The organism is Micromonospora sp. NPDC049374 (assembly GCF_040677165.1).
Lineage (GTDB): Bacteria > Actinomycetota > Actinomycetes > Mycobacteriales > Micromonosporaceae > Micromonospora.
The window spans coordinates 297,925-320,852 of sequence record NZ_JBFAQH010000001.1; the positions used below are offsets into that span (position 1 = coordinate 297,925).

Annotated in this window: 22 protein-coding genes and 1 pseudogene; 18 read left to right on the top strand and 5 right to left on the bottom strand. The window is 71.7% G+C overall.

Features of this window, described 5'->3' with window-relative positions:
- The first annotated feature begins 96 nt into the window (after nt 1-96).
- From AB0J93_RS01440 to AB0J93_RS01520, 17 genes and pseudogenes are all read left to right on the top strand, one after another.
- On the top strand, nt 97-1,422 hold the full coding sequence (locus AB0J93_RS01440) for an ammonium transporter (RefSeq protein ID WP_363916988.1): 1,326 nt from the start codon (nt 97-99) through the stop codon (nt 1,420-1,422).
- A gap of 25 nt (nt 1,423-1,447) precedes the next feature.
- Entirely contained in the window at nt 1,448-1,786 is a 339-nt protein-coding gene (locus AB0J93_RS01445; protein ID WP_166458079.1) for a P-II family nitrogen regulator, read from the top strand.
- A gap of 12 nt (nt 1,787-1,798) precedes the next feature.
- Entirely contained in the window at nt 1,799-4,174 is a 2,376-nt protein-coding gene (locus AB0J93_RS01450; RefSeq protein ID WP_363916990.1) for a [protein-PII] uridylyltransferase, read from the top strand.
- Nucleotides 4,175-4,391: 217 nt separating this feature from the next.
- Complete coding sequence (ffh, locus tag AB0J93_RS01455; RefSeq protein WP_363916992.1) at nt 4,392-5,963, top strand: signal recognition particle protein; 1,572 nt, start codon at nt 4,392-4,394, stop codon at nt 5,961-5,963.
- A 198-nt stretch (nt 5,964-6,161) separates the two neighbouring features.
- Complete coding sequence (locus tag AB0J93_RS01460; RefSeq protein ID WP_363916994.1) at nt 6,162-7,241, top strand: amidohydrolase family protein; 1,080 nt, start codon at nt 6,162-6,164, stop codon at nt 7,239-7,241.
- A 147-nt stretch (nt 7,242-7,388) separates the two neighbouring features.
- Nucleotides 7,389-8,795, top strand: a complete 1,407-nt coding sequence (proS, locus tag AB0J93_RS01465; RefSeq protein WP_363916996.1) for a proline--tRNA ligase — start codon at nt 7,389-7,391, stop codon at nt 8,793-8,795.
- Nucleotides 8,796-8,955: 160 nt separating this feature from the next.
- Nucleotides 8,956-9,603 carry a DUF402 domain-containing protein gene (locus AB0J93_RS01470; RefSeq protein ID WP_363916998.1) on the top strand — a complete coding sequence of 216 codons (648 nt, stop codon included), beginning with the start codon at nt 8,956-8,958 and terminating at the stop codon, nt 9,601-9,603.
- A gap of 250 nt (nt 9,604-9,853) precedes the next feature.
- Nucleotides 9,854-10,333 (top strand): 30S ribosomal protein S16, encoded by a 480-nt coding sequence (gene rpsP / locus AB0J93_RS01475; RefSeq protein ID WP_363917000.1) that lies wholly within the window; start codon nt 9,854-9,856, stop codon nt 10,331-10,333.
- A 1-nt stretch (nt 10,334) separates the two neighbouring features.
- The gene (locus AB0J93_RS01480; RefSeq protein WP_013732101.1) at nt 10,335-10,568 is read left to right on the top strand and encodes an RNA-binding protein; all 234 of its coding nucleotides are present in this window, start codon (nt 10,335-10,337) and stop codon (nt 10,566-10,568) included.
- 2 nt (nt 10,569-10,570) lie between these two features.
- Complete coding sequence (gene rimM / locus AB0J93_RS01485) at nt 10,571-11,125, top strand: ribosome maturation factor RimM (RefSeq protein ID WP_363917672.1); 555 nt, start codon at nt 10,571-10,573, stop codon at nt 11,123-11,125.
- 17 nt (nt 11,126-11,142) lie between these two features.
- On the top strand, nt 11,143-11,916 hold the full coding sequence (trmD, locus tag AB0J93_RS01490; protein ID WP_363917002.1) for a tRNA (guanosine(37)-N1)-methyltransferase TrmD: 774 nt from the start codon (nt 11,143-11,145) through the stop codon (nt 11,914-11,916).
- 145 nt (nt 11,917-12,061) lie between these two features.
- Nucleotides 12,062-12,418, top strand: coding sequence for a 50S ribosomal protein L19 (gene rplS / locus AB0J93_RS01495; RefSeq protein WP_093401691.1), 357 nt, complete (start codon nt 12,062-12,064; stop codon nt 12,416-12,418).
- A gap of 183 nt (nt 12,419-12,601) precedes the next feature.
- Nucleotides 12,602-13,470, top strand: a pseudogene (lepB, locus tag AB0J93_RS01500) (signal peptidase I).
- Between the two features lie 9 nt (nt 13,471-13,479).
- Complete coding sequence (gene lepB / locus AB0J93_RS01505; protein WP_363917004.1) at nt 13,480-14,115, top strand: signal peptidase I; 636 nt, start codon at nt 13,480-13,482, stop codon at nt 14,113-14,115.
- An 89-nt stretch (nt 14,116-14,204) separates the two neighbouring features.
- Nucleotides 14,205-14,693, top strand: coding sequence for an NUDIX domain-containing protein (locus tag AB0J93_RS01510; RefSeq protein ID WP_363917006.1), 489 nt, complete (start codon nt 14,205-14,207; stop codon nt 14,691-14,693).
- On the top strand, nt 14,687-15,499 hold the full coding sequence (locus AB0J93_RS01515; RefSeq protein ID WP_363917008.1) for a ribonuclease HII: 813 nt from the start codon (nt 14,687-14,689) through the stop codon (nt 15,497-15,499). Before AB0J93_RS01510 ends, AB0J93_RS01515 begins: the two co-directional genes overlap by 7 nt.
- On the top strand, nt 15,496-15,819 hold the full coding sequence (locus AB0J93_RS01520; protein WP_007075222.1) for a DUF2469 domain-containing protein: 324 nt from the start codon (nt 15,496-15,498) through the stop codon (nt 15,817-15,819). The genes AB0J93_RS01515 and AB0J93_RS01520 overlap by 4 nt, the downstream gene beginning before the upstream one ends.
- A 76-nt stretch (nt 15,820-15,895) precedes the next feature.
- Here the strand turns inward: AB0J93_RS01520 and AB0J93_RS01525 are convergent, their stop codons facing one another.
- Complete coding sequence (locus AB0J93_RS01525; RefSeq protein WP_363917010.1) at nt 15,896-16,546, bottom strand: class I SAM-dependent methyltransferase family protein; 651 nt, start codon at nt 16,544-16,546, stop codon at nt 15,896-15,898.
- Between the two features lie 134 nt (nt 16,547-16,680).
- Here AB0J93_RS01525 and AB0J93_RS01530 point away from each other — a divergent pair, with 134 nt between their 5' ends.
- On the top strand, nt 16,681-17,415 hold the full coding sequence (locus tag AB0J93_RS01530) for a peptidoglycan DD-metalloendopeptidase family protein (protein ID WP_363917012.1): 735 nt from the start codon (nt 16,681-16,683) through the stop codon (nt 17,413-17,415).
- Here the strand turns inward: AB0J93_RS01530 and AB0J93_RS01535 are convergent.
- The 4 genes from AB0J93_RS01535 to AB0J93_RS01550 all read right to left on the bottom strand — a co-directional run bounded on the left by AB0J93_RS01535 (nt 17,349) and on the right by AB0J93_RS01550 (nt 22,862).
- The gene (locus AB0J93_RS01535; protein ID WP_363917014.1) at nt 17,349-18,530 is read right to left on the bottom strand and encodes an aminotransferase class V-fold PLP-dependent enzyme; all 1,182 of its coding nucleotides are present in this window, start codon (nt 18,528-18,530) and stop codon (nt 17,349-17,351) included. The two genes, AB0J93_RS01530 and AB0J93_RS01535, sit on opposite strands and share 67 nt — an antisense overlap.
- Nucleotides 18,531-18,842: 312 nt before the next feature.
- Nucleotides 18,843-20,003, bottom strand: coding sequence for a tyrosine-type recombinase/integrase (locus tag AB0J93_RS01540; RefSeq protein ID WP_363917674.1), 1,161 nt, complete (start codon nt 20,001-20,003; stop codon nt 18,843-18,845).
- A 124-nt stretch (nt 20,004-20,127) separates the two neighbouring features.
- The gene (locus tag AB0J93_RS01545) at nt 20,128-21,348 is read right to left on the bottom strand and encodes a DNA-processing protein DprA (protein WP_363917016.1); all 1,221 of its coding nucleotides are present in this window, start codon (nt 21,346-21,348) and stop codon (nt 20,128-20,130) included.
- Nucleotides 21,345-22,862: a YifB family Mg chelatase-like AAA ATPase gene (locus tag AB0J93_RS01550; RefSeq protein ID WP_363917018.1), complete on the bottom strand. Its 1,518-nt coding sequence runs from the start codon at nt 22,860-22,862 to the stop codon at nt 21,345-21,347. Before AB0J93_RS01550 ends, AB0J93_RS01545 begins: the two co-directional genes overlap by 4 nt.
- Nucleotides 22,863-22,928 lie beyond the last annotated feature (66 nt).

A 22,928-nucleotide genomic window follows, 5' to 3' on the forward strand; every position in this document is an offset into this window, starting at 1 on the left:
GGTGAAACAGCGGACTACCAGGCTTCCGCGCAACCGGCGTACGGGCGATGCTGCGCGATGCCGGGAGGGAGGGAAAACAACCCGAGAGGAGGCAGCGTGCCGGAGCTAGATTCTGGTGCCACCGCCTGGATTTTGACTTCAGCCGCCCTGGTGTTGCTCATGACGCCCGGCCTGGCGCTTTTCTACGGCGGCATGACGCGGTCCAAGTCCGTGCTCAACATGATGATGATGAGCTTCGGTGCGATCGGCCTGGTCAGCCTGTTGTGGGTGTTCTACGGCTACAGCATCGCGTTCGGTGAGGACGTGGGCGGGATCACTGGTGATCTTTCCGCCGCCGGTCTGCGCGGCATGCTGGAGAGCGGGACCGAGGGTGGCATCCCCGACCTGCTCTTCGCCGGTTTCCAGTTGATGTTCGCCGTGATCACCGTCGCGCTGATCAGCGGCGCGATCGCCGATCGGGCCCGGTTCGGCCCGTGGCTGCTCTTCGCCGGCCTGTGGGCCACCCTGGTCTACTTCCCGGTGGCGCACTGGGTGTGGGGCGGTGGCTGGATCTTCGAGCTGGGTGTGCTCGACTTCGCCGGTGGCACCGCGGTGCACATCAACGCCGGTGCCGCGGCCCTCGCCCTGGCGCTGGTGCTCGGCCGCCGGGTCGGCTGGCCGAAGGACAGTTTCAAGCCGCACAACCTGCCGATGGTGCTGCTCGGTGCCGGCCTGCTGTGGTTCGGCTGGTTCGGCTTCAACGCCGGGTCGGCGCTGGCCGCCAACGGCACCGCCGCGGTCGCCTTCATCAACACCCAGGTCGCCACCGCTGCCGCGGTGCTCGGCTGGCTGCTGGTGGAGAAGCTCCGCGACGGCAAGCCGACCACCCTCGGTGCGGCGTCCGGTGCCATCGCCGGCCTGGTCGCCATCACCCCGGCCTGCGCCTTCCTGGAGCCGCTCGGCGCCATCGCGCTCGGCGTCATCGCCGGTGTCGTCTGCGCGCTGGCCGTCGGCCTCAAGTACCGCCTCAAGTACGACGACTCGCTCGACGTGGTCGCCGTGCACATGGTCGGCGGCATCATCGGCTCGCTGCTCATCGGCTTCCTGGCGATGGAGGTGCTGGCCGGTGAGGGCAACGACGGTCTGCTCTACGGCGGCGGCGTGACGCTGCTGGGCAAGCAGGCCCTCGGTTCGGTCGCCGTGCTGGCGTACTCGTTCGTGGTCGCGTACCTCATCGGCTTCGTGATCGACAAGACCATCGGCTTCCGCGCCAGCGCCGACGCCGAGGTCGAGGGCATCGACAACGCCGAGCACGCGGAGAGCGCGTACGAGTTCAGCTCCACGGGTGGTGGCGGCGGCGCGTTCGCCGCTGCGGGCATCGGTACCTCGGCGGCGCCGAAGACCGAGCCCACCGAACCGGTAAGCGAAAAGGTCGCCGGCTAACGTTTCGGGAATGGAGGGGTTGGACATGAAGCTGGTGACCGCGGTCATCAAGCCGCACCAGTTGGACGCCGTCAAGGAGGCCCTGCACACGCTGGGCGTGGCTGGCCTGACGGTGAGTGAGGTCCAGGGCTACGGGCGGCAGAAGGGCCACACCGAGGTCTACCGGGGCGCCGAGTACACCGTCGAGTTCCTGCCCAAGATCCGGGTGGAGGTGCTCACCGACGAGATCGACGTCGAGAAGATCGTCGACGCCGTCGTGTCGGCCGCCCGGACGGGCAAGATCGGTGACGGCAAGGTCTGGGTGACCGCCGTCGAGGAGGTCGTCCGGGTCCGCACCGGCGAGCGCGGCCTGGACGCACTGTAGGACGGAGCATCGATGACCTCGTTGACCAGTAGGACAGCCTCGGAATTCCCCGGTAGCGCTGACCTCCTGGTCAACGAGGTCGTCGGCGTACCGGCCGGGGTCGGCGCGACGGCGCGCCGGGCCCGGGCCGACGCGTACGACGCCTGGCTGGCCCGGCTGCTGCCGGCCCGGTCGGGCGTCGCGCTGCTCGCGGTCGGCGGGCTGGGCCGGCGGCAGTGCGCCCCCTACGGCGACCTCGATCTGGTGCTGGTACACGCCGGGGTGCCCGGCATCGACGAACTGGCCGCCGCGCTCTGGTACCCGATCTGGGACGCCGGGCTGCGGCTGGACCACTCGGTCCGGACCGTCGCCGAGGCGCTGTCGGTCGCCCAGGACGACGTCAAGGTGGCCCTCGGGCTGCTCGACGCCCGGCTCGTCGCCGGTGATCCGGACCTCGCCGACACACTTGTGAGCAGCGCGACCGACCACTGGCGGCGCACCGCGGTCCGCCAACTCGCGCCGCTGCGGGAGAGCAGCGCCGCCCGCTGGCAGGCCCACGGCGAACTGGCCCACCTGCTGGAGGGCGACCTGAAGGAGGCGGCCGGGGGGCTGCGTGACGTGGGTATCCTGCGGGCCATCGCCACCGCCGGGATCACCGACGCGCTACGACCCGCCGTACACGCCGCACACCTGCGGCTGCTGGACACCCGGGACGCGTTGCACCAGCAGGTCGGCCGGCGCATCGACCGGCTGCTCGCCCAGGAGCGCGACGGGGTGGCCGCCCTGCTCGGCCTGCGCCGGACACCGTCCGCTGAGGGTGTCCCGCCGGGCGCGGTGCCGCCACAGTCTGCCGGCACGTCATCGGACCAGCGGTCCGACCCCGCGTCGCGTCCCGAGGACGGCGACGGCGACACCCTGCTGCGTCGGGTCGCCGGCGACGCCCGGACCGTCAGCCACGCCCTGGACGACGCGTTCCGCGCCGCCGACCGGCTGCGCTCCGGTCGCCGTCGGGGCGCCGACGGAAGGCCACTGCGCCGCCCGGTAGCCCGGGACGTGGTCGAGCACGACGGCGAGCTGGTGCTGGCCCGCACCGCCATCGGTGCCCGCCCCGACGCCAGCCTGTCGCTGCGGGTGGCCGCCGCCGCGGCGACCACCGGGCTGCCGATCGCCCGGGCCACCTGCGAATGGCTCGCCGCGTACTGCCCGCCGCTGCCGACGCCGTGGCCGGCCGAGGCCCGCGCCGCCCTGACCACGCTGCTCGGTGCCGGCGCCGGCATGATCCCGGCCTGGGAGACCTGCGACCGGTACGGGCTGATCGACGGATGGTTGCCGGAGTGGACCCGGCTGCGCAGCCTGCCTCAGCACAATCCGGTGCACCGGTTCACCCTGGACCGGCACCTGGTCCAGACGGCCGCCGAGGCCAGCCGGCACACCCGCGACGTGGACCGCCCCGACCTGCTGCTGCTGGGCTCGCTACTGCACGACGTCGGCAAGGGCCTCGCCGGTGACCACAGTGTGGTGGGCGCGCCGATCGCCGAGGGGATCGCGACCCGGATCGGCCTGCCGACCGCCGAGGCGGCGCTGATCGGCAAGCTGGTCCGGCTGCACCTGGTGCTGCCCGAGGTGGCCACCCGGCGGGACCTGTCCGACCCGGTCACCATCGCCCGGGTGGCCGAGTCGGTCGGCGACGTGACCACCCTCGACCTGCTGTACGCGCTGGTGCGCGCCGACGCCGCCGCCACCGGTCCGGCCGCCTGGTCGGACTGGAAGGGCCGGCTGGTTGCCGAACTGGTCGCCCGGGTGCGCACCACCCTCGACACCGGCGACGTACCCGCCCCGCCGGCACCGGACCCGGCGCTGGTGGCCGGGCCACTGCCGGTCGTACACCTGACCGGGGACCGGGTGGCGGTGGCCGCAGCCGATCGTCGCGGCCTGCTCGCGACGGTGGCCGGCTGCCTGGCCCTGCACCGGTTGGAAGTGCTCGCCGCCGACGCCTCGACGGTGGACGGGCGGGCCCTGGTGCAGTGCCGGGTGCAGCCGCGCTACGGGCTGGCCCCGGATCCGGTGGCGTTGAGCGCGGACCTGCGCCGCGCGGTGCGCGGCGACGTGTCGGTGACCCAGCGGCTACGCGGTCGGGCCCTGGCCGCACGGGGGGCCGGGGCCCAACCGCGGGTGGTCTGGCACCGGGACGCCGCCACCGACGCGGTGCTGCTGGAACTGCGTGCCGCCGACGCCGCCGGTCTGCTCTACCGGGTCACCAGTGCGTTGGACGCGGCCGGCGCCCAGGTCCGGGCGGCCCGGATCGCCACGCTCGGCGGCGACGTGGTCGACGTCTTCTACCTGGTCGGTGGCTGGCCCCCGGAGCACGAACGGACCCGCCTAGAGACAGCCGTCCTAGCCGCCGTCTAACCCACCCCCCGCATCTGTGGCAGTAGAGGTGTCTACGGATCGGCGTGTCGACTACCGCAACTGCCACAGATCGTGGCGCCTTCAGTGGGTCGGGTGGGTGGGGGTGGGGTGGCCGGCTGGGAGCGTGGGTGTGGGTGGCGGGCTACCCTAGCGGTGGTCGGACAGCTCTCCCGGCCTCGTTCGTGCTCGCCGGAACACTGACAAACGGGATGTTCGCGTGTTTGACACCTTGAGTGACCGCCTCTCCGGGATCTTCACCAAGCTCCGCGGCAAGGGACGTCTCACCGACGCCGACATCGACGCCACCGCGCGCGAGATCCGCCTCGCGCTGCTGGAGGCGGACGTCGCGCTGCCAGTGGTCAAGGGCTTCATCGCGAACGTCAAGGAGCGAGCCCGCAGCGCGGAGGTCTCCCAGGCGCTCAACCCCGCCCAGCAGATCATCAAGATCGTCAACGAGGAACTCATCGCCGTGCTGGGCGGCGAGGGGCGGCGGCTCCAGTTCGCCAAGCAGCCGCCGACGGTGATCATGCTGGCCGGTCTCCAGGGCTCCGGCAAGACCACCCTCGCCGGCAAGCTGGCCCGCTGGCTCAAGGCCCAGGGGCACCAGCCGTTGCTGGTCGCCGCCGACCTGCAACGCCCCAACGCGGTCGGGCAGCTCCAGGTGCTCGGTGGCCGCGCCGGGGTCGAGGTGTACGCCCCGGAGCCCGGCAACGGCGTCGGCAACCCGGTGCAGGTGGCGAAGTCCTCCATCGAGCACGCCCGACGGGCCGCCCGGGACGTCGTAATCGTCGACACCGCCGGCCGGCTCGGTATCGACGCGGAGATGATGCAGCAGGCCGCCGACATCCGTGACGCGGTCGACCCCGACGAGGTCATCTTCGTCATCGACGCGATGGTCGGGCAGGACGCGGTGCGGACGGCCGAGGCGTTCCGCGACGGCGTCGGCATCACCGGCGTGGTCCTCTCCAAGCTCGACGGCGACGCCCGTGGTGGTGCCGCGCTGTCGGTCCGTGAGGTGACCGGGCAGCCGATCCTGTTCGCCTCCACCGGCGAAAAACTGGAGGACTTCGACGTCTTCCACCCCGACCGGATGGCCAGCCGGATCCTCGGCATGGGCGACGTTCTCACTCTGATCGAGCAGGCCGAGGCGGCCTTCGACACCGATCAGAAGGAGAAGATGACCGCCAAGCTGATGGGCGGCGAGCAGTTCACCCTGGAGGACTTCCTCGACCAGCTCATCGCGGTGCGCCGGATGGGGCCGATCGCCAACGTACTGGCCATGATGCCGGGCATGGGGCAGGTCAAGGACCAGCTCGCCGAGCTGGACGACAAGCACTTCGACCGGATCACCGCGATCATCCGGTCGATGACCCCGGCCGAGCGCACCAACCCCAAGATCATCAACGGTTCTCGGCGGGCCCGGATCGCGAACGGCTCCGGCGTGACCGTGATGGACGTGAACCAGCTGCTCAACCGCTTCACCGACGCGCAGAAGATGATGAAGCAGATGGGCGGCATGATGGGCCTGCCCGGGGCCGGCCGGCGGAAGGCGACCAAGTCGCCGAAGAACAAGCGCAAGGGCACCAAGGGCGGCAACCGGCCGCGCAGCGGTGCCGGCACCCGGGGTGTGCAGGGCGGGCTGCCGGGTGGCTTCCCGGGCGGGATGCCACAGTTGCCGCCGGGGATGAACCCCGACGACCTGGCCGCCGGACAGGGCCTGCCGCCCGGCTTCAAGCTGCCGAAGATCGACTTCAACAAGTTCGGCAAGGACGGTAAGCCGCCTCGCTGAGCGTGTCGGTGACGGAGGGCGATGACCTTGACCGAGTACACCCTCAGCGCGTCCTGAGACTACGCGGTCGCGACCCGCACCGAGGACCTCTTCGTGAGCGAGCGGCCCTGGAAGGTGTCGGTGGATCTGCCCGCGCTGATTGTGCGGCGGGCGGGGCTTCTGGCGCACGACGGGCAGTGATCGGGTAGGACTGTGCGCATGGCTCTGCATGTGCGCGGTGTGCTCCTGCCCGACGACGAGGTACGCGACCTGTGGCTGGTCGGTGACCGGGTCACCTTCGACCCGGTGCCCGGCGCGGAGACGGTCGCCGACGGTGGCTTCATCCTGCCCGGCCTGGTGGACGCGCACTGCCACATCGGCATCGCCCGGGGCGGCGCACCGATCACCTCGCTGGATCAGGCGCGCGCGTTGGCGCGTATCGACCGCGACGCCGGTGTCCTCGCTATCCGGGACGCGGGCTCCCCGTTCCCGTACCCGGAACTGGACGACGAAGCCGACCTGCCCAGGCTGATCCGTGCGGGCCGGCACGTGGCACCGCCCAAGCGGTACCTGCGCGACATCGGCGTGGAGGTCGGTGCCGCCGAGGTGGCCGCGACCGTGGCGGAGCAGGCCGCCGCCGGCAACGGCTGGGTGAAGCTGGTCGGCGACTGGATCGACCGGGGCGTCGGTGACCTGGCACCGGCCTGGGACGCCGACACGATGACCGCCGCCGTGGCCGCCGCCCACGCCGCCGGGGTGCGCGCCGCCGTGCACACCTTCAGCGAGTCCGCGGTGGAGATCATGGTGCGGGCCGGGGTGGACTCGGTCGAGCACGGCACCGGGCTCAGCCTCGACCTGATCGACCTGATGGCCCGGCAGGGCACCGCGCTGATCCCCACGATGATCAACATCCGTACCTTCGGCCACATCGCCGATCAGGCCCGGGAGAAGTTCCCCGGGTACGCCGAGCACATGCTCGCCCTGCGAGACCGCTTCCCGCAGGTGGTGCGGGCCGCGTACGAGGCCGGTGTGCCGATCTATGTCGGCACCGACGCCGGTGGCGGCATCGACCACGGTCTCGCCGTCGAGGAGATGCTCCTGCTGCACGAGCAGGCCGGCATGTCCACCCTGGACGTTCTCGCCGCCGCCTCCTGGGCGGCCCGCGCCTGGCTCGGCCTCCCCGGCCTGGTCGAAGGCGGCCTCGCCGACCTCTCCATCTATCCCCAGGACCCCCGCCAGGACCTCACCACCCTCCGCACCCCCACCCACCTCATCCTCCGCGGCCACCCCCTCCCCTGACCCTCGACCACCCCCGCCAAACTCCTTCCGTTGACCATGAAGTTGTTGTCGCGACACGCCGGACGGAGCCGCAACAACTTCATGATCAACAGTGAGGTGGGCGGGGGAGGCGGTGCGGGGATGGGCGGGCGCATAGGATGTGCGGTCATGGCGCGCGTGCTTACTCCCCGGGCTGAGGACTTTCCTCGCTGGTACCAGGATCTGATCGCCAAGGCGAAGCTGGCCGACAACGGGCCGGTGCGAGGGACCATGGTGATCCGACCGGCCGGCTACGCCATCTGGGAGCGGATGCAGGCCGAGATGGACGACCGGATCAAGGCGGCCGGGGCGGAGAACGCGTACTTCCCGCTGTTCATCCCGGAGAGCTACCTCAAGCGCGAGGCCGAGCACGTCGAAGGCTTCTCGCCGGAGCTGGCCGTGGTCACCCACGGCGGCGGCAAGCAGCTCGCCGAACCGGTGGTGGTGCGGCCCACCAGCGAGACGGTCATCGGCGAGTTCATGGCCAAGTGGATCGATTCCTACCGGGACCTGCCGCTGCTGCTCAACCAGTGGGCGAACGTGGTCCGCTGGGAGCTGCGCCCCCGGGTGTTCCTGCGGACCAGCGAGTTCCTCTGGCAGGAGGGGCACACCGCGCACGCCACCCGGGAAGACGCCCGTGCCTACGCCCGCAAGATCCTGCACGAGGCGTACGAGGACCTGATGGTGAGCGTGCTCGGCATCCCGGTGGTGGTCGGGCTCAAGACCGCCCGCGAGCGTTTCGCCGGGGCGACCGCCACCTACACCTGCGAAGGCATGATGGGCGACGGCAAGGCGCTCCAGCTCGGCACCAGCCACGAGCTGGGCCAGAACTTCGCCAAGGCGTTCGACATCAGCTACTCCTCGGCCGAAGGTGGCCGGGAACACGCCTGGACCACCTCCTGGGGCACCTCGACCCGGATGCTCGGTGGCCTGATCATGTGCCACGGCGACGACAACGGGCTGCGGGTGCCGCCGCGACTGGCGCCGACCCAGGCGTACGTGATGGTGGTCAAGGACGGCGACGGCGTCACCGAGGCGGCGGCCAAGCTGCGCGACGCGCTGCGTGACGCCGGTGTCCGGGTCGCGCTCGACGACCGCACCGACACGCCGTTCGGCCGCCGGGCCGTCGACGCCGAGCTGCGCGGCTATCCGGTACGCGTCGAGGTCGGCCCCCGCGATCTGGCCGCCGGTAACGCGGTGGTGGTCCGCCGTACCGACGGCTCGAAGGCACCCACGCCGGTGGCGGACGTGGTCGGTGCGGTGCTGGCGGCCCTCGACGCCGACCAGCGGGCGCTGCACGACCAGGCGCTCGCCTTCCGCGAGTCGCGCACGGTCGACGTGGCGACGCTCGACGAGGCGCTGGAGGCGGCAACCACCGGCTGGGCCCACGTCCCGTGGTCGGCTGTCGGCGTCGACGGCGAGGCGAAGGCCAACGCCCAGGGCGTCACGGTGCGCTGCCTGATCCGCGCCGACGGCACCGTCCCCGACACGGAGGACGAGCCCGACCTCATCGCCATCCTCGCCCGCGCCTACTAACCCACCCCACCCCCACCCCACCCCCACCCCACCCCCACCCCCCTCGCCTGGTTGATCATGAGGTTAGCGGCGAAGTTGATCGCTCTAACTGCCGCTAACCTCATGATCAACAGGAAGTCGGGCGGGCGTGGTGGGTGTGGGGCGGCGGTAGGGTCGGGGCGTGAGGTTCGAGCCGGGTCGGGTGGTCGTGCACCGCAACGTGCGGCGGGGGCGGATCGGGTGGGTGCGGCCTGCCCGCGTGGTTCGCGACGACGAGCGAGGGCTGCTGCTCTGGGTGGCCGAGGGCACGCCGGTGGCCGGCGAGGTCAACGAGGCCGGGCTGGGCATGCGAGCGGTGCCTTTCCGGGAGTGGCTGAGCCCGACCTACCGGTTGGCGCAGGGCCGCTGGAACGGTCCACCGCTGTTGAAGTTTCTTCCTACCGACGCGGCCCACTCCGTCTGGTGGTTCCGCGACGTGCGGGGCCGCTTCGCCGGCTGGTACGTCAACCTGGAGGAACCGGGCGTCCGCTGGGACGACGGGGGGCTGGCCGGCGTCGACATCGTCGACCAGGACCTCGACGTGTGGGTCCGCCCGGACCGATGCTGGGAGTGGAAGGACGAGGACGAGTTCGTCGAGCGGCTGGCCTTCCCGGAGCACTACTGGGTGACCGACGAGGCGGCGGTGCGGGCTGAGGGCAAGAGGGTGATCGCGCTCGCCGAGGCCGGCGTCTTCCCGTTCGACGGCACCTGGTGCGACTTCACCCCACCGGCGCACTGGACCGTCCCCGATCGCCTGCCCGACGGCTGGGATCGACCGCCGGTACGCTGACGGGATTTGATGTGTTCTTCGTCACGTAAGTCCCGCCCCGGGTGATGCGGGCCGGTGCGGTGTCAGCGTTCCGGTCGGGATCTGGCAGAATGGCTGGCTGGTATCCGGCGCGTGTCCGGCGCCCTCTAACCCGGGCACGTCGCCAGTCCACCCGAGTGGTCTCCGGCCCAACCCCACTGTGCCGGTTGGCGCTCACCCATGCACACCACCCGTACCGGGTCGGTGAGATCGCAACAGGAGCGAAACAACCGTGGCCGTAAAGATCCGGCTCCTGCGGATGGGCAAGATCCGCAACCCGCAGTACCGCATCGTCGTCGCCGACTCGCGTACCAAGCGCGACGGCCGGGCGATCGAGTTCGTCGGCATCTACCAGCCGAAGGAGGACCCTTCGGTCATCGAGGTCAAGTCGGAGCGGGTCCAGTACTGGCTCTCCGTCGGCGCCCAGCCCAGCGAGGCGGTGCAGCGGCTGCTGGAGCTGACCGGTGACTGGCAGAAGTTCAAGGGCCTGCCGGCCCCGCCGCCGCTGAAGGTCGCTGCCGAGCGGGCTGACCGCAAGGCGGCCTACGAGGCCGAGGCGAAGGCTGCCGCAGGAGTGGCCGACACCCCCGCCAAGCCGGCGAAGAAGGCAGCCAAGGCCGCCGAGGCACCGAAGGCCGCCGAGGCGCCGAAGGCCGAGGAGGCCCCGAAGGCCGAGGAGCAGCCCGCCGCGGACTCCGGCGAGCAGGCCTGACATGGCGCTGCGGCCGGCGTTGGAGCACCTGGTCAAAGGCATCGTCGACCACCCCGATGACGTACGCGTCCGGATGGTCGATTCCCGTCGAGGGAAGCGGCTGGAGGTCCGGGTGCATCCCGAGGACCTGGGCACCGTGATCGGGCGGTCCGGGCGGACCGCCAAGGCGCTGCGCCAGGTGATCGGCTCCATCGGTGGGCGCGGCGTACGCGTCGACATCGTCGACTCGTACTGATGCTGCTCATCGTCGGCAGGATCGGCAAGCCGCACGGCATCCGCGGTGAGGTCACCGTAGAGGTGCGTACCGACGAGCCCGAGACGCGGTTCGCCCCCGGCATGGTGCTCAACACCATGCCGGGGGCGAACGCCGCCCCGCCCGCGCCGGACGGTCCCGGTGTGCCGTTCCGGATACCCGACACGTTGACCGTCGAGTCCGCGCGTCGGCACCAGGAGCGGCTGCTGGTCGCCTTCGAAGGGGTGCTGGACCGCGACGTCGCCGAGGCGCTGCGCGGCACCCTGCTCGCGGTGGACAGCGCGGACGTCGCCGCACCGGAGGATCCGGAGGAGTTCAACGACCACCAGTTGGTCGGGTTGGCGGTGGTGACCCCGACCGGCGAGCGGTTGGGCGAGGTCGCCCGGATCGACCACGCTCCCGCGTCCGATCTGCTGGTGCTGCGGCGTCCCGAGGGGGGCACGGCGCTGATCCCGTTCGTCAAGGAGATCGTCCCCGAGGTCGATCTCGCCGGTGGCCGGGTCGTGGTGGACCCGCCCGGCGGCCTGCTCGATCTCTAGCTGGCGGAGCACCCCTGATGCGCGTCGACATCGTGTCGATCTTCCCGGAGTACTTCGCCCCGCTGGACCTGTCGCTGATCGGCAAGGCGCGAGCCAACGGGACACTGCGGCTTGCCGTACACGATCTGCGCGGTTGGACCCACGATGTACACCGGACCGTCGACGACACCCCGTACGGCGGCGGGCCCGGCATGGTGATGCGGCCGGAGCCGTGGGGCGAGGCGTTGGACGCCCTGGCGCCGACGGAGCTGACCCCGCCGCGACTGTTGGTGCCGTCGCCGGCCGGCGTGCCCTTCACCCAGGCGTTGGCCCACGAGCTGGCCGCCGAGCCGCACCTGCTGTTCGCCTGCGGCCGGTACGAGGGCATCGACCAGCGGGTCCTCGACCACGCGGCGACGCGGATGCCGGTCACCGAGGTGAGCCTCGGTGACTACGTGCTCTTCGGCGGTGAGGTGGCGGTGCTGGTGATCCTGGAGGCGGTGACCCGACTGCTGCCGGGGGTGCTCGGCAACGCCGGTTCGCTGGCCGAGGAGTCCCACGCGCACGGGCTGCTGGAGGCGCCGATGTACACGAAGCCGGCGACCTGGCGTGGACTGCCGGTGCCGGAGGTGCTCCGTTCCGGCGACCACGGCCGGATCGCCCGCTGGCGCCGCGACGAGGCGCTCGTCCGGACCGGTCGCCGCCGGCCGGACATGCTCACCGCACTGGATCCGCAGAGCCTGGACAAACGGGACGTGGCGGCGTTGGACCGGGCCGGATTTCAGGTGCCCGGACCGGATGTGGCAAAGTAGGGGGGTTGCCGCAGTCGTCTGCGCCCGTGGGCGGCTGCGAGGATCTTCGACCGGGGTCGGTTCGCACCGGCCACCACCCGGGGATCAGTATCACCCATCCGCGCGCCGAGTGACGGTGCGCCGTGAGCCTCACGAGGACACAGCGATGAACATCCTGGACGCCCTTGACGCCCAGTCGAAGCGCACCGACCTGCCCGACTTCCGTGCCGGTGACACCGTCAAGGTGCATGCCCGGGTGGTTGAGGGAGCCCGGTCCCGGGTCCAGATCTTCCAGGGCGTCGTCATCCGTCGCCAGGGCGCTGGGCTGCGCGAGACCTTCACCGTCCGCAAGCTCAGCTTCGGCGTCGGGGTCGAGCGGACGTACCCGATCAACAGCCCGGCGATCGACCGGATCGAGGTCGTGGTTCGCGGTGACGTCCGCCGCGCCAAGCTCTACTACCTGCGTGAGCTGCGGGGCAAGAAGGCCAAGATCAAGGAGCTGCGCGAGAAGCAGCCGAGCTGACGTCGCGCTGCGCCACGCCGCCCGAGCTGCGCGTATGCCGTACTGGCCAGTCCGCACTACCCTGGTCGTACGGGCGCAGCGCGGCGGTGACCCGCCTCGTGTGGCGGGCGACCTCCACTACCGCCCGGGGAGCCTCGACGAGGTTCCCGGGCGGTAGTCGTTTCTGCGGACCGGGGAGTGGGCGTGGTGCAGGCGCTTGACGACAGCGGTGCGGTCGATCCGTGGCGCCGGCGCACCCGGCGCGGTAAGCGGCAGATGCCGCTCTGGCAGGAGCTGCCGCTGCTGCTCATCGTCGCCTTCTGCCTGGCGGTACTGATCCGCACCTTCCTGCTCCAGGCGTTCTTCATCCCCTCCGGGTCGATGGAGGACACCCTGCTCGTCGGCGACCGGGTGGTGGTCAACAAGGTCGTCTACAACGTCCGGAACCCGCAGCGGGGCGAGGTGGTGGTCTTCCGGGGCACCGACAAGTGGGTTCCGCAGGTTGACGTGCAACCGCCCACCAGCTTCGCCGACAAGCTCGGCCGCACCGTCGGTGATCTGGTCGGCGTCGGTCGTCCGGGTGAGAAGGACTTCATCAAGCGGGTCATCGCGCTGCCCGGGGACCGGGTGAGCTGCTGTGACGACCAGGGACGGGTGCTGGTCAACGGCACCCCGTTGGACGAGTCGGCGTACGTGCTGCGGGACTCGCCACTGGATCTTCCGCCGAACCCCGACGAGTGCCGCTCCCGGCGGTTCGAGGAGATCGTCGTCCCGCCCGGTCAGATGTTCGTCCTCGGCGACCACCGGCAGGTCTCGCAGGACGCGCGCTGCCAGGGGACGGTGCCGATCGACAACGTGGTCGGACGGGCGTTCGCGGTGGTCTGGCCGTCCAGCCGGTGGCACTCGCTGCCGATCCCCGAGACCTTCGCAACCGTCGCCCCGCCACCCGCAGCCGGTGGCGCGGCCCCGGTACGCCCCGACCCCGCCGGGGGTGTCGTCCTGCTTCTCCCGATTGCGGCCACACTATCCGTTCTCGCGCGTTCCGGACGGTGGCGCTCGGTCGGGCAACGTAGGCTCCTCCCGTGATTGACGAGCAGACCGACAAGCCGCGCCACTCCTTCTGGAAGGAACTGCCCATCCTCCTCGGGGTGGCGATCCTGGTCGCGGTACTGGTACGTGCCTTCGTACTGCAGACCTTCTTCATTCCCTCGCCGTCCATGGAGAACACTCTCAAGATCGACGATCGGGTACTGGTCAACAAGCTCGTCTACCACACCCGTTCGCCCCATCGCGGCGAGGTCATCGTCTTCAAGGCCCCGCTGGAGTGGAGCGGCAATCCGGCGGGGGAGGACTTCATCAAGCGGGTGATCGGCGTCGGCGGAGACCGGGTGGTCTGCTGCGACGACCAGGATCGCCTGCTGATCAACGGAACACCGCTGGACGAGCCGTACATCTTCTCCGTCGATGGTCAGCGGGACAAGCCGGCGGACCAGGAGTTCGACGTGCAGGTGCCCGAGGGGCGGCTCTGGGTCATGGGCGACCACCGATCCGCCTCCGGCGACTCGCTGGAGCACTACCAGCAGTCCGGTCAGAACATTCAGTCGGCCACCATCCCCGAGGACGACGTGGTGGGACGGGCCTTCACCATCTTCTGGCCGTTCGACCGGGCGACCCTGCTGACCGTGCCGGAGGAGTTCGACGCGATTCCGACGTCCTGACCAGGGCCGGCCCGCCGCCCGCCGATGACGGGCAGCCGCCGGTTGTGCCGGGCGTGGGCGACGTCGCAGGAGTCTGGCAGTCTGGTGCGGTGACCGTCTACACCCCGAGGTGTGCCGCTCGCGTCCTGCTGGTCGACGCGGCCGGTCGGTTGCTGCTGTTCCGCGGCTTCGACCCGGCCCGCCCGGAACGCGGGCGGTGGTGGTTCACCCCCGGCGGAGGACTTGATCCGGGGGAGACGTACGCCGAGGGCGCGGTCCGTGAACTGGCTGAGGAGACCGGGCTGCGGCTGACCGTGGCCGATGTCGGTCAGCCGGTGCACGCCGACGTCGTCGAGTTCTCCTTCGACGGCGTGTGGTATCGGCAGGAGCAGCAGTTCTTCCTGGTACGCGTGGCGGCGCACGAGGTCGACACGGCCGGGTTCAGCGAGGTGGAGCGGGGCAGCGTCGACGGTCACCGGTGGTGGTCGGCGGGCGAGTTGAGCGGCACCGGGGAGCGCTGCTACCCACTTGACCTTGCAGAGGTGCTGGCCCGCGCGTTGGCCGGTACGACGGCTGTCATCGAGGGACGGGCATGCTGACTCCACCACGCACCGTGGTACGCCGCGAGGCCGGGCTCTACGCGTTGGAGCGGGCCCTGCAACGGCGCGGCTTCCGGTACGTCGCGGGTGCCGACGAGGCTGGCCGTGGTGCCTGCGCGGGGCCGCTGGTCGCCGCCGCCGTGGTGCTGCCGGAGGGCCGGCGGGGTGAGATCGACGGGCTGGCCGACTCCAAGCTGCTGACTCCGGCCAGCCGGGAACGGATCCACGACGAGGTCGTCGAGCGCGCGCTGGCGTACGCGGTGGTCGTCATTCCGGCCGACGAGGTCGACGCCCGGGGGCTGCACGTGTGCAACCTGGCCGCGATGCGGCGGGCGCTGGCCTTGCTGGCGGTCCGGCCGGAGTACGTGCTGACCGACGGGTTCGGCGTCGACGGCCTGGGCGTTCCCGGGCTCGCGGTGTGGAAGGGTGACCGGGTCGCCGCCTGCGTGGCGGCGGCGAGCGTGCTGGCGAAGGTCACCCGGGACAGGATCATGGTTGGCCTGGACGCCGAGCATCCCGGCTACGGGTTCGCCGAGCACAAGGGGTACATCACCGCCGAGCACACCGTCGCGCTGCGCGAGCGCGGGCCGTGCCGGGAGCACCGTTTTTCGTACGTGAACGTGGCCGCCGCCTCCGGGCTCGACGACCGGCCACCCCGCTCCCGCCGACCGTTGGGCGCAAGTCGGGAAGAGGCGATGGAGCGCTCGGGCGCGGCAGGGGGTACCGTCGGCGTGGCGTTGGGCGAGCAGCCTCGGCCTCCGGCGCCGGTGGGGGAAGATGTGGTCATGGAAGGCGGAGTGCGATGAGCGCGGAAGATCTCGAGAAGTACGAGACCGAGATGGAGCTCCAGCTCTACCGGGAGTACCGCGACATCGTCCGTCAGTTCTCCTACGTGGTGGAGACCGAGCGCCGGTTCTACCTCGCCAACCAGGTCGACCTGCACGTCCGCAACTCCGACGGCGAGGTCTACTTCGAGGTCGAGATGCACGACGCCTGGGTCTGGGACATGTACCGCCCTGCCCGGTTCGTGAAAAATGTCCGAGTGATGACGTTCAAGGACGTGAACGTCGAGGAGTTGGAGAAGCCGGACATCTCCCTACCCGCCGACTCGGGCTTCGGCGGCTGACCGCCCGGTACCGGCTGGCACGGCGACGGCGTCCCCCCCGCGCCGTCCCGCGTCCACAGTGCACCGGTTTGGTTCGTCAGTGCCCGGCGGTCTGCGGGCGCCCGACGAACTCGAACATCGTCGCGTCGGCTGGCCGCTGTCGGGGCGGACCGAGCAACCGGTGCGCGCCCACTCCGACCCCCTCCGCCGGAGTGCTGACCGCGACCTGCTCGAACCCCTCCGCGACGAACCAGTCGCAGATCGTCGGCACCAGGTCCGGCTCCCATCGGCCCCGGGTCCAGATGACGGTCCCGCCGGTGGCGCAGAGCCAGGCGCAGTGTCCCACCACCGCCCGTACGTCGGTGTCGGAGATGTTGCCGAAGATGCCGCAGGCCAGCACCAGGTCGGCCGGAACCATCCCGGCGTAGGCATCGGTGCGGGCCGCGTCGCCACCCACCACCTCGACTGCGGACAACCCCGCCTCGCGGACGGCGGCGCGAGCCAGCTCCACGTTGCGGGGCTCCTGCTCGACCAGCAGAGCGGTCACCTCACCGCCACGCGGATGGGTTGCCAGCACGGGAATCAGATCCCGGCCCTGCCCGGCGCAGAGACTGACCGCCCGCAGCGGCCCCGGCGATGCCTCGTCCAGGACGGCGCCGATGCGCCGACGCACCTCGGTCAGCCGCCGCGACAGCGATGAATCCGGATCCTCGTAGTGGTGGTGCCAGGCGTACCAGTCGCGGGTCACGCCCCGAGCCTAGGCGACGCTCGCCCATAGCAGATCGACAAGTTCGTGCGTGGACCGTCCACAGGACGCCCGGTCGTCCACAGATCGGCCGCTCGGGGTGGTGGACTCCGATGGGCCCGGTCAGGCTCGACGGCATGTCGCCACGGATGTCGATACTCGGCGGGCTCACGACGCTCCTGCTACTGGCCGCCACCGGACCGATGGGCGGTGCGGCCGGGGCACGTGGTTGGTCGCCCGCGCCGTCCGCGCCGAGCGGCTGGTCGCGCCCGGTGGCTCCACCACTGCAGGCGAGGGGCACTCCGGGCACCGGTGGTGGCGGGCCGTTGCGGTGGCCGGTCGAGGGGGTGCCGCAGGTCGTCGGTGGCGAGCGGTTCCGGTGGCCGGTCGACGGCGTGCCGCAGCCGGTTCGCAGGTTCGACCCGCCGCCCCGACCGTGGCTGGCCGGTCACCGGGGAGTCGACCTGCTGGCCCCGGCCGCCGCCACGATCCGGGCGGCCGGCCCCGGCACGATCCTGTTCGCCGGCATGGTCGCCGACCGACCGGTGGTCACTGTCGGCCACGCCGACGGCTTACGGACCACCTACGAACCGGTCCAGCCCGCCGTCACGGCAGGCACGGTGGTGCCGGCCGGGGCGTCACTGGGCACGCTGCTGCCCGGCCACGCGGGCTGTCCCGCCGCCGCGTGCCTGCACTGGGGACTGCGCCAGGGCGACGACTATCTCGACCCGCTGGCCCTGCTCGGTCTCGGGCGGGCCCGACTGCTGCCCGTCGGTGACCTCACCGTCGCCGCGGGTGCGTCCGCTCAACGCTGGGCGAGCAGACCGGGCAGCCCGACCGCCAGGCGCTGGTACTCCTCGGGCGCGTTGTAGACCTGGCCGCACAGCCGCAGCCAGCCGCGGCCGTCCCAGGTCGTGACCGCGACCTGGGCGGCGAGCCGCTCGGCGATCCGGGTCTGCAACGCCCGGGCACCGTCCAGGGTCGTGGCGAGGCCCGCCGGCAACGGAATGAGTCGCATGGCGACCGTCGGTCCGCCGGGGTCGGGCAGGTCGGCCGGTGGCACGCCGAGCGCGTCCCCCACCACCCGTTGCCCGTACGCGGCCAGTCCGGCGTTGTGCGCGCGTACCCGGTCGACGCCGAGGCTGCGCAGCGTGTAGAGCCCCGCCGGTGCGCTCAACCAGCCCGTGTAGTCGGCGGTGGCCTGCCACTCCAGGCGAGCCGGGAACCCCGAGTCCTGTTCCCAGGAGACCACCAGCGGCTCGATCCGGTCCCGCCACGGGGCTGCCACCACGAGCACGGCGGTGCCGCGTGGGGCGTACCCCCACTTGTGCAGGTTGCCCACCCAGAAGTCGGCTCCGATGCTGCGTACCGACGCCGGCAGCATGCCCGGAGCATGCGCGGCGTCGACAAGCACCGGCACGCCGTGCTCCCCGGCCACCCCGACGATCGCGGCGACCGGGAACAGCCGTGCCGTGGCCGAGGTGAGCTGGTCGACCACCAGCAGGCGGGTACGGCCCGGACGCAGCCCGTTCCGCACGATCTGCACCACCTCCTCGTCGGTGGCGGTCAACGGCACCCGCAGGACCCGATGCGTCGCCCCGGTGCGGCGGCACTCCCGGCGGATGGAGTATTCGACGGCACCGTAGCCATGGTCGGTGGTGAGCACCTCGTCACCGGAGCGCAGCCCCAGGGACTGGAACACCACGGCGGCACCGGTGGTGGCGTTCGTGGTCAGGGCGGTGCCGTCGGGATCGGACCCGAGGAAACTGGCCAGATGCCGACGAGTGTGCGCGATCCGGTCGACCAGGCCCCGCGTGAAGAACCGCAGCGGGTCGGCCTCCATCTCGTCGCGCAGCCGTTGCTGCGCCCGCTGCGCCACAATCGGGACCGCCCCGAACGAACCGTGGTTGAGGTGACTGACCGCTGGGTCGAGGGAGAAGAGCAGACGGGCGCCCGTGATCGGCTCGGGCGGTGGCGGGACGCTCACCCGATGATCATAGCCGTCAAGCGCGGCGCGTCCGCCCCAGCTTGCCGCCCATCACCGCTCAGGGACGGCGTGCCGCCGCCCGTTGCGGTCGGGGATGCGTGCCGCGGCCCGTTGCGGTCAGGGTTGCGTGCCGCCGCCGGGAGATTCGTGCGTGACCGCACGGAAGGTAGATGCATGGAAGCTCTAATGTCTGAGTGACATTTTGGTGTCACTCAGACATAGGGCTCGCCAGTCTTAACGACCCGACCCGACCCGACCCGACCCTGCCCCGCCCGGTGCCGCCTGGGCTTCCCCGGCGTGGCCGTGCGGTCGTCAGGCGCGAGGGTGGGCCTGACGGTAGGCGGCCCGGAGTCGTTCCACCGAGACATGTGTGTAGATCTGGGTGCTGGCCAGCGAGGAATGCCCCAGCAGTTCCTGAACCGCCCGTAGGTCCGCCCCGCCTTCGAGCAGGTGGGTGGCGGCCGAGTGGCGCAGCGCATGGGGACTGGTCCGGGGTAACCCCGCCGCCTCGGCGTAGCCGCCGACGATTCGGCGGGCCGTGGTCGGGTGCAGCCGGCCACCGCGGGCGCCGAGCAGCAGCGCGTCGCGGGAATCGGGGACCGCCAGCACCGGCCGTCCGTGTCGCAGCCAGTCGTCGAGGGCGCGTTGCGCCGGCAGCCCGTACGGCACCGTCCGCTCCCGCCCACCCTTGCCACGTACCCGGACGACCCGCCGATCCTGGTCGACGTCGCCCATGTCGATTCCGCACACCTCGCTGACCCGAACTCCGGTGCCGTAGAGCAGTTCGAGCAGTATTCGGTCGCGCAGCCGTACCGCCTCGCCGGTGTTCTCGGACGCATCGGCCACAGGCGACTCCTCGGCGGTCGCCGGATCGGCACCGGCAGCGAGCCCACCGGCTGCCGATCCGCTGGGTGTCGGCCCGCTGGGTGTCGGCCCGTTGGGTGTCGATCGGCTGGGCGTCGATCGGCTGGGTGCCGGCCCGCTGGGTGTCGGCCCGCTGGGTGTCGGCCCGCCGAGTACGGGCGTGGCCGGGCGGCGGGCAGGTTGCTCGACGAGCAGGGCCGCCTGCTCGGGGCGAAGCACCGTGGGTAGCGTCCGGCGCGGTCGGGGGCTGGCCAGCGTGGCGGCGACGTCGGTGGGCAGCAGCCCTTGCCGGTGAGCCCAGGCGCTGAAGGTCCGAGCCGCGGCGGCCCTGCGGGCCAGCGAGGTGCGGGCGGCGCCGGTCGTGCGTTGTCGGGACAGCCAGCTGCGTACCGTGTCGAGGCTCAGCTCGGCCACTTCGGTGCAGCCCATCCGTCCAGCATGATCCAACAGCGACACCAGATCGGCGACGTACGCCCGCACGGTATGTGCCGAACGGTTTCGGACCGCAGCGAGATGACCCGCGAACTCGTCCACCGCGTCTCGCAACGGTGCCGGCAGCGCGTCGTGCATGGCCCGGGTGCCGTCGGTGGTCGGCTCCTGCCCGCCCATCCTGCCCACGGAATCCACCCTACGATCGAGACGCCCCGACGGCTAACGGGCGACACGTTCGACGCCGACCGCTGATCAGGCAGGTGATGCGGCCGTGTGCCGAGCAGGCCCTGGTGGCCTCAGGTCACCGCCGATCGGACTGCTCGCTGGCATCCCCGGGGCGGACCGCTGCGCTCCGCCGGCTCGGTGTGACCAGGGCATAGCCGTCCTCCCGCCGCACCACCAGGGCCAACTCCTGCAACAGCGGCAGTTTGCGTAGCACCGTGCGGACGGCAAGGCCCGCCCGCGCCGCGAGGGCGTCGACACCGATGCGGCCGCGTCGCGGCATTGCCTCCACGATCGACCGGGCGTCGTCGTCGAGCAGATCGGTGGGCCGTTCGGGCCCACGCGGCACCGGGGCCAACTCGCCGATCCGACCCACCTCCTCCAACACCTGGGCGAGGCCGGTCACCAACCGCGCCTCCGGATGTTCCCGCAGCACCTCGTGGGCACCGACCGACATCGCCGAGGTGACCGGGCCCGGCACCACCATCGCCGGTCGATCCAGGGCGATGGCCCGCCGGGTGGTCTGCGTGGCGCCGCTGCGGGCTGCCGCCTCGACCAGCACGGTGCCCCGGGTGCCCGCCGCGATCACCCGGTTGCGGATGAGGAAGCGGGGACGCAGCGGCTCCGCGCCCGGCGGCCACTCGCTGACCAGCAGACCGGTGTCGGCGATCCGGTCGAACAGCGCGGCGTTGCCCATCGGGTACGCACGGTCCACACCGCAGGCGAGCACCGCGACAGTGAGCCCGCCGGCGTTCAGTGCCCCACGGTGCGCGGCGGCGTCGATGCCGAACGCGCCGCCGGAGACGACGGTCCAGTCCCGGTCGGCCAGGCCGTAGCCCAGATCCGTGGCGATGTGGGTGCCGTACGCCGTGGCGGCCCGCGACCCCACCACCGCCACGGACCGGTCCAGCGCCTCGGCCAGCGGCCACGAGCCGCGTACCCAGAAGCAGAGCGGCGGCGCGGTCTCGACGTCCACCCGGCGGCGGGCGTCGAACAGGCGGAGCTTGCGCAGGTGCTCCACCGTCCCGGGCCATTCGTCGTCGCCGGGAATGACGACCCGGACACCGAGCCGGTCGGCGCGGTGCAGCGCCTCGGCGGCGACCACCCTGGCATCACCGGCCCGGCTGCGCGCCGCCACGGACTCGCGCAGTGCCTGCTGTGGTGCTCCGCCGTCCAGCAGCAGTTCCAGCGCGCCCACCGGGCCGAACTCGTCGACCAGTCCGTGCACCGACCGGGTACCCGGCTCGGCCAGCCAGGTCAACGCCACCCGCGCCAGGGTCAGCTCCTCGTGGGTGCTCATGTGCCCTCTCCCGTCCTGAGCGTGATGGCCTCGTTGACGTCCCCGGCTTCCGGCCGTGCCCGCCCGTCGAGGTCGGCGATCGTCCAGGCAAGTCGGACGACCCGGTCGAAGCCGCGGGCGGAGAGCGACCCGGAGTCGAGCCGAGACCGCAGCTCGACGGTGACCCGGCCGGGCAGCCGCCACGGCGCCCGACGCAGCTCCGGACCAGGTATCTCGGCGTTGAGCCGCCGACCCAGCGGTGCCCAGCGCTCGGCCGCCGCCGCCCGTGCCGCCGCCACCCGCCGGGCGACCACCGCTGAGGACTCGTGACTGGTGGTCTCCATAAGCTCGGCGGCACGCATCGGTGATAGCCGCACCTGGAGATCGATCCGGTCGAGCAGCGGACCGGAGAGCCGGCCGAGGTAACGACGGCGGGCCAGTGGGGGACACTCACAGCGGTCGTCGCCGGCCGGGTTCGCACACGGGCAGGGGTTGGCTGCGATGACCAGTTGGGCGCGGGCCGGATACTCGGCGCTGCCCCGGCTGCGGGTCAGCAGCACCCGGCCATGCTCCAACGGCTGACGCAGCGCCTCCAGCGCCGCCTTGCTGAACTCGGGCGCCTCGTCCATGAGCAGGACCCCGCGGTGGGCGAGCGAGATCGCACCGGGGCGGGCGAGCCCGGACCCACCACCGACGATCGAGGGAACGGTCGCGGTGTGATGAGGTGCCTGGAACGGTGGGCGGCGGATCAACCGGCCACCCGCCGGCAACAGGCCGGCGATCGAATGCAGCGCGGTGACCTCCAGCGCGGCCTCGTCGTCCAGTTCCGGCAGGATCGACGGCAGGCGTTCGGCGAGCATCGTCTTGCCCGCTCCCGGGGGCCCGATCAGGGCCAGATGGTGGCTACCGGCGGCAGCGATCTCCAGAGCGCGGCGGCCCAGACCCTGCCCGGCGACCTCGGCCAGGTCGGGGCCGGGTGCGGCCGGCGGCGGGGCGTCAACCGGCGGCTCGATCAGCGGCGTGCCGTCGCGGACGAAGGCGACCAGCCGGTGCAGGGTGTCCACGCCGCGTACCAGCAGCCCGGGCACGACCGCCGCCTCGGCGGTGTTGTCGGCCGGGACGATCACCCGTTGGACGCCGGCCTTCGCCGCCGCGGCGACCATCGGCAGTACGCCCCGGACCGGTCGCACGGTGCCGTCCAGGCCCAACTCCCCAAGGACCGCCACGCCGTCCAGCGGCAACAGCGGAAGCTCGCCGGAGCCACCGAGCAGCGCCACCGCGATCGCAAGGTCGAACGCCGAACCGAACTTGGGCAGGGTGGCCGGCAGCAGGTTGAGGGTGATCCGGCGGTTCGGCCACCGCTGGCCGGAGTTGACCACCGCGGCCCGGACCCGGTCGCGCGCCTCGTGCAGGGCGGTGTCGGGTAACCCGGAGATCACCACCCCGGGCAGGCCGGCAGCGAGATCCACCTCCACCTCCACCAACTGCCCGGTCACCCCGACCAGACCGACGCAGAGCACCCGGGCGTAACTCATCGCGCCACCTCGCGTCGCTCGGCGTCACGATGAGGTGCCACCACACTGGGCCGAATGATTCGTTCG